General features: G+C 58.8%; 8 protein-coding genes. 5 read left to right on the forward strand and 3 right to left on the reverse strand.

The features are described from left to right. From B3V69_RS15635 to B3V69_RS15645, 3 genes are all read left to right on the forward strand, one after another. The coding region (locus B3V69_RS15635; RefSeq protein WP_296447939.1) for a 3-hydroxylacyl-ACP dehydratase at positions 1-337 on the forward strand (337 nt) is incomplete at its 5' end. Further along, entirely contained in the window at positions 334-1,053 is a 720-nt protein-coding gene (gene fabG / locus B3V69_RS15640; RefSeq protein WP_296447940.1) for a 3-oxoacyl-ACP reductase FabG, read from the forward strand. The genes B3V69_RS15635 and fabG, both read left to right, overlap by 4 nt. A gap of 14 nt (positions 1,054-1,067) precedes the next feature. Continuing rightward, positions 1,068-1,844, forward strand: coding sequence for a class I SAM-dependent methyltransferase (locus tag B3V69_RS15645; protein ID WP_296447941.1), 777 nt, complete (start codon positions 1,068-1,070; stop codon positions 1,842-1,844). Here B3V69_RS15645 and B3V69_RS15650 read toward each other — a convergent pair. From B3V69_RS15650 to B3V69_RS15660, 3 genes are read right to left on the reverse strand one after another with little or no spacing between them, the layout of a single operon-like run. Next, a complete protein-coding gene (locus tag B3V69_RS15650; protein ID WP_296447942.1) occupies positions 1,841-2,605 on the reverse strand; it encodes a glycosyltransferase family 2 protein in 765 nt (254 codons plus the stop codon). The two genes, B3V69_RS15645 and B3V69_RS15650, sit on opposite strands and share 4 nt — an antisense overlap. Before the next feature lie 19 nt (positions 2,606-2,624). Continuing rightward, positions 2,625-3,422 (reverse strand): lysophospholipid acyltransferase family protein, encoded by a 798-nt coding sequence (locus B3V69_RS15655; RefSeq protein WP_296447943.1) that lies wholly within the window; start codon positions 3,420-3,422, stop codon positions 2,625-2,627. Positions 3,423-3,424: 2 nt separating this feature from the next. Further along, the gene (locus tag B3V69_RS15660) at positions 3,425-4,450 is read right to left on the reverse strand and encodes a Rid family hydrolase (RefSeq protein ID WP_296447944.1); all 1,026 of its coding nucleotides are present in this window, start codon (positions 4,448-4,450) and stop codon (positions 3,425-3,427) included. 448 nt (positions 4,451-4,898) lie between these two features. Here B3V69_RS15660 and rpsU point away from each other — a divergent pair, with 448 nt between their 5' ends. Beyond that, positions 4,899-5,111 carry a 30S ribosomal protein S21 gene (gene rpsU, locus B3V69_RS15665; protein WP_011465162.1) on the forward strand — a complete coding sequence of 71 codons (213 nt, stop codon included), beginning with the start codon at positions 4,899-4,901 and terminating at the stop codon, positions 5,109-5,111. 234 nt (positions 5,112-5,345) lie between these two features. Next, positions 5,346-5,807, forward strand: coding sequence for a GatB/YqeY domain-containing protein (locus tag B3V69_RS15670; RefSeq protein WP_296447945.1), 462 nt, complete (start codon positions 5,346-5,348; stop codon positions 5,805-5,807). Positions 5,808-5,890 lie beyond the last annotated feature (83 nt).

Consider the following 5,890-nt stretch of genomic DNA (forward strand, 5'->3'; position numbering starts at 1 on the left):
CAACCCGTTGCGCGCTTACAACCAATTGGGGGCCGCCTGCGGTATCGAATACGCGGCACAGGCCATGGCCGTGCACGGTGCCTTGCTGGCGCCGCCCGACAGTAGCAGCGCACGGGTCGGTTACCTGGTCAGCGTGCGCGGCACCCAGCTGCACGTGCCCCGGCTGGACGACATCGCCGTCGATCTGCGGGTGGAAGCCACCTGCATCACGCGAAGCGAAAACAATATTCTTTATCAGTTCAGCGTCAGCGCAGCGGGACGCCTGCTGCTCGATGGCCGCGCCGCGGTCGTACTCAATGCGGACGCACTCACACCCACTGCAGGAGATGCACCATGAAAAATGCCCTGGTTACGGGCGGCAGCGGCGGCATTGGCGCGGCCATCTGCCGTCGTCTTGCCGCCGATGGCTGCCATGTCTACATTCATGCCAACCGAGGACTGCAAGCCGCACAGACACTGGCCGATGCCATTTGCGCGGACGGTGGCAGTGCGCAGGTACTGGCATTTGATGTGACTGACAGCGCGGCAGTAGCCGATGTGCTGGCCCCCCTTGTCGAACACCAGCCGATCCAGATTCTGGTCAACAATGCCGGCATCCATGACGACGCCGTGTTCCCCGGCATGCGCGCCGCGCAGTGGCACCGGGTGATAGACGTATCCGTCAACGGCTTTTTCAACGTCACCCAGCCGCTGATGATGCCGATGATACGAAGCCGTTGGGGGCGCATTGTCAATGTATCTTCCATCGCCGCGCTGACCGGCAATCGTGGTCAAGTCAATTATTCCGCCGCCAAGGGCGCGCTCAATTCAGCCACCAAGTCACTGGCGCAGGAAGTCGCCAGCCGTGGCATCACCGTCAACGCGGTTGCGCCCGGCATTATCGACACCCCGATGAGCGAATCGGCGTTCGATGCCCAGGCTATCGCGCGCATGGTGCCGATGAAACGCGCCGGCAGCCCCAACGAAGTTGCCGACCTGATCGGGTTTCTCACCTCGACGCAGGCGGCCTACATCACCGGGCAAATTATCTCCATCAACGGCGGCATGATTTAACGGCAAGTGACGACATGAACACCCCAAAACCTGCTCCTGTGGTGCACGCACCGCACATCCCGCTGACCGATTACTACGCTACAGAGGAGGATCGGTCAGCCTATTTGCGTCATATTTTTGACAATACCGCAGCGGATTACGACCGTATCGAGGCCATGCTGGCATGGGGTACCGGGTCCCGCTATCGACGCCAGGCGCTGATTCGCGGCGGCTTGAAAACAGGCATGAAGGTACTTGACGTCGGCGTGGGCACCGGCCTGGTGGCAGCACAAGCCTGTATCTTGGTCGGCAATCCTGCCTTGGTGACCGGGGTCGACCCCAGCCCCGGCATGATGGCCGCCAGCAAGTTACCTGACACCATGGTGCTGATGGAAGGTCGCGCCGAATCATTGCCTTTTCCCGACAACCATTTTGATTTTTTGAGCATGGGCTATGCGCTGCGCCATATCAGCGATCTGGGTGTGGCCTTTGCAGAGTTTGAACGCGTCTTGAAGCCCGGTGGCCGCTTATGCCTGCTTGAAATTACCCGGCCGCAAAACCGTTTTGGACGATGGTTGCTAAAAAACTATATGCGCGGCGTGATACCGCTGCTGACTCGTTTCGTTTCCAGGCAAAAAGATAACGCGACGCTCTGGCGTTATTTCTGGGACAGCATAGAAGCCTGTGTCCCGCCCGAACAAGTCCTGGCCACGCTCAGCGCGGCGGGGTTGACCCAGGTCAAACGGCATCTGGAGGTCGGCATGTTTTCAGAATATCAAGCGATCAAGGCCGATCCTGGCCTGTCTGACTAAAAACGTCCCTGCGCCCGTCTTGCCAGCAAAACGGGTAAGCGCAACACAAAGCCGATAAACAGGCGCGCGTGCATCCAGGTCAATAACACGTTATCGCGCAGGTAGCGGAAATGCGACACGCCGCCTTCCTCGGCGCGGTAGTAACGCACCGGGGCGGGCAGATTGACCGGCCTGACTCCGCGCCAGCACAGACGCACCACAGCTTCGGGATCAAAATCAAAGTGGCGCATCCACGGCTGATGGCGCATCACCCGCCGCAAGGCTTCAACCGGATACACACGGAACCCGAACAACGAGTCGCCAATACCGGCCCACAGCGTTTCCAGGTTGGCCCACCAGTTGGATACCCGTCGCCCTTTCACGCGCAATCCTGGCGCACTGGCATCAAATACCGGCACACCCAATATCATTGCAGCCGGTTGTCGGAACGATTCCGCCATGAACGCAGGGATACGTTCGGGTGGATGCTGGCCGTCCGAATCCATGGTCAAGACGTGACTGAAACCCGCCGCCGCCGCCTGTTCGAGGCCGTGCAGTACCGCCGCACCCTTACCTTGGTTACGCGGCAGGACCATCACACGCAGACCGGAATCCGCCGCCGCCATCGCCTGCAAACCCTCGGCGCTGCCGTCGCTGCTGCCATCCACCACCACCCACACCGGGGTCCAGTATTGGCGTGCCGCACGCACGGTTTCATAGACTTTGACACCCGGGTTATAGCTGGGGATGAGGACGAGATGCGTGGTCGAGGCAGCGATCATGAGGCGAACGAAGGGTGCATTAGGGCGTGCGTTTTGCCTGCGCCGACAAAGCGTTGCTTGGGTAAAACGCCGAGCCCTGGACCAGCTCATGCGCAAAGTAGTGTTCCAGTTCAGACATGAAGCGCTGGGTATGCTGCGGTGGATCAAAGCGCCGCCCCAGGCGCACCCTGTAATGGATCGGCATCGGCGGTTTGCGGAACAGCGGCCAGCCTTTGCTCAGATACTCCGAATCGGTTTCTATCAGAATCGTCTGCACTGGCACCTGTGCTTTATGTGCAATCAGGCCGATACTGCCCTTGAGCGGATTGACCGGGCTCGAAGTGGTGCGGGTACCTTCGGGAAAAAGCAACAGATGACTGCCACAGTCAAAATCATGGATTGCCAGTTGCACCATGCGCCGCACCGGTTCATTACGGATGTAGCGCGCCAGTCTTGCACCCGCGCCGAGAAAAATATTGTTCATCAGATCGGCTTTAAGCACGCAGGCCACATTCGGCAAGCGTGAAATCACCATCACGGCATCGAGCAGGCTAGGATGATTGGGCGCAAGAATCAGCGGCGGTGCATCGCGCAGGACATCCAGCGCGTCCAAGTCAAAGCTGAACCGGCGCGACGCGCTGAGACTCGCAAGGTAAATTTGAAACACCGCCATGATGGTGAAACGCCCGAGCGCTCGTCCCCGGCGCTCGGACAGTAGCGGGTAACTAATCATTGCAACCGGCGTCCATGCCAGGCACAGTATCCCCAGCCAAGCCAAGCCTAGGTACAGCACCAGATATTCGTAGCCATTCAGCAGTACACGCCATGCGGCACGCATGATCAGTTCCGCGGGCCGGACATGGAACCCAAGGGCTGCGTCGCAGTAGCCTCAATTTCCAGCAACAAATCCTGGCGGCACACATCAGCCTGCAAGTAGACCGCGTTGGGCGTGCTACCCACAATGCGCTCAAACTCGGCGCGAATCTGCGCCAGATCGGCGGGATGGCGTACGTATACCTTGTAATGCAAGCTGGCCAGATCGAATCTGGACGGGCTCGCCAGGCGATTTGCCTCGGCCAGCACGGCCTGAATATTGGTCATGGTTTCGCCGGTTTGTGCCAAGACATCGGTGGGGTGCAGGGTCGCGTGGCCAACAATACTGGCCGTGCCGGATACAAACAACAGCTCGTCCTGCCCCAGGCGCACCAGGCTGGCACGCGAGAATGTCGGGTTGCGCGGGCCATATTGCTGCGGGTATTGGTAAGCACTGATTTGGCGCGGGTTTTCTACGCACCGAGGCACGACGCGTCCGGCCAGGAAGGCAATCGTCAACGGCCCATGAGCTGAACCTAGCGCACACGCGGCGGGGACATTTCCCACCACATCGCGTCCGTGAGCAAGGAAAGCGTCCTGCCGTCCCAGGTTGAACTGGCGATAGCGCTCCAGCCCGAAGCTGTGAGCGTTGATGTCGGCGATGTAATTCCAGACGCGAAACAGATATGGGTAATGCAGTGTGTCGAGCAGCGCAAACACCTGGCGATAGGCCGACTCGGTGGCCTGCTGTAACGGCGTTTTGTCAGCGTCGGCCTCGAACATCGTTTCGGACAGTGCAATCACGCCAAACAACACGTCATCGTCATGGCGATAATGGATGGCGCCTTGCTGACCCGGCGTCAGTGGCCTGTTGCCATGCCAGACCTCGCAGAGGGAATCACCGGCATCCAGTCTTTGCATGGGTACGTGCATGCAGGGGATCTCCATGTCGGCTTGCCTCTGGCTCTCGACGGCATCCGCAGAAAAACAAAGCGCCCCCAGCACGCTGTTTTTCCACTGTGCCGGTTGATTCAAAAACGTTGCGATGGACATGTTTTCGCCGTGCAGGTGACATACCGTACCAAGCATCAGTTCACCGCTGCGCCAGTTTCATCCACAAACCCAATGCTGTTGGGGAAGTGTTCATCGGGTGATCTGGCTTGCTATTCTCATCTCGCCGAATTGTATCCAAGGGCGAACCGGAGGAGCCTCAAACCTAGGCTTACCCTGTTAATCTCCGAAAATGCGGCCCATTCGGCACGTACCCTGGAAGCCCACGGCCGCAGGTTGGCGCGTACATCCGACGTCTTCCGCTTGGGTTCAAGAGATCGAGAATGCACTTGCCGTATTGAATTCGGTCATAACACCGCTATAATCCAAGGCTTTGCTGGCAAACCCCCGCTGCCTGATCAACTTTATAGCGGGGAACATCGCACGATATTCGTCAAATGGCCCGATCTCCCTTTGACTGAAGTCTGCACTTTTTGGACAACATTACTTAATGACAACCATCCGTGTAAAAGAGAACGAACCTTTTGACGTAGCTCTGCGCCGCTTCAAGCGCACCATTGAAAAACTCGGCCTTTTGACTGACTTGCGCGCACGCGAGTTCTACGAAAAGCCCACCGCCGAGCGCAAGCGCAAGAAGGCTGCTGCCGTCAAGCGCAACTACAAGCGTATCCGCGCCATGCAGTTGCCCAAGAAGATGTACTAAACCGAAACCTTGCAGGACAGACCATAGGCTCTGTCCGCAACTGGTTAAGGCCAAGGCCTCAAAAAAAGCTCACCGGGGACGCTCAGGTGGGCTTTTTTTATGTGTTTTTTTTGGCGAGAATCAACACCCTGTTTCGTTTCCAATTTGGTGCGAGACTAGGCGCACCATCGCAGACAGTGCTTTAGCACGGCAAGATGGGGCAACAACGTATCGAATCGAATTGGAAACGAAACCATGACACTCAAAGACCAGATCACCGACGACATGAAAACCGCCATGCGCGCCAAGGACAGCGAGCGCCTGGGCACCATTCGCCTGCTGCTGTCAGCGGTCAAGCAAAAAGAGGTGGATGAGCGCGTGGTGCTGGACGACATCGCCGTGGTGGCCATTGTCGACAAGCTGATCAAGCAGCGCAAGGACTCGATCACCGCCTTCACGCAGGCCAACCGCATGGACCTGGCGGACAAGGAAGCCGCTGAATTGAAGGTGCTGGAAGCCTACCTGCCGCAGCGCCTGAGCGCCGACGAAGTGGCCGCCGAGGTCCGCGCCATCGTGGCCGAGCTGGGCGCTGAATTGGGCCGTGCTGTCGGTCCTGGCGACATGGGCAAGGTGATGGGCGCCGTCAAGACACGGCTGGCGGGCAAGGCGGAGATGGGGCAGGTGTCGGCGGCGGTCAAAGCTGCGCTGGCCGGCTAGCTCTTTCTGCTCCCGACGGATTAGTTTTTTCTCCGCCAGGTGATGGGTTTGTTTCCCCCTCTCACTCCCCCAGCCCCTCTCTC

The organism is Rhodoferax sp. UBA5149 (assembly GCF_002413825.1).
Lineage (GTDB): Bacteria > Pseudomonadota > Gammaproteobacteria > Burkholderiales > Burkholderiaceae_C > Rhodoferax.

Coding starts and splice junctions, on each gene's coding strand:
- fabG (WP_296447940.1), top strand. CDS start 334: ATGAAAAATGCCCTGGTTACGGGCGGCAGCGGCGGCATTGGCGCGGCC.
- B3V69_RS15645 (WP_296447941.1), top strand. CDS start 1,068: ATGAACACCCCAAAACCTGCTCCTGTGGTGCACGCACCGCACATCCCG.
- B3V69_RS15650 (WP_296447942.1), bottom strand. CDS start 2,605: ATGATCGCTGCCTCGACCACGCATCTCGTCCTCATCCCCAGCTATAAC.
- B3V69_RS15655 (WP_296447943.1), bottom strand. CDS start 3,422: ATGCGTGCCGCATGGCGTGTACTGCTGAATGGCTACGAATATCTGGTG.
- B3V69_RS15660 (WP_296447944.1), bottom strand. CDS start 4,450: ATGTCCATCGCAACGTTTTTGAATCAACCGGCACAGTGGAAAAACAGC.
- rpsU (WP_011465162.1), top strand. CDS start 4,899: ATGACAACCATCCGTGTAAAAGAGAACGAACCTTTTGACGTAGCTCTG.
- B3V69_RS15670 (WP_296447945.1), top strand. CDS start 5,346: ATGACACTCAAAGACCAGATCACCGACGACATGAAAACCGCCATGCGC.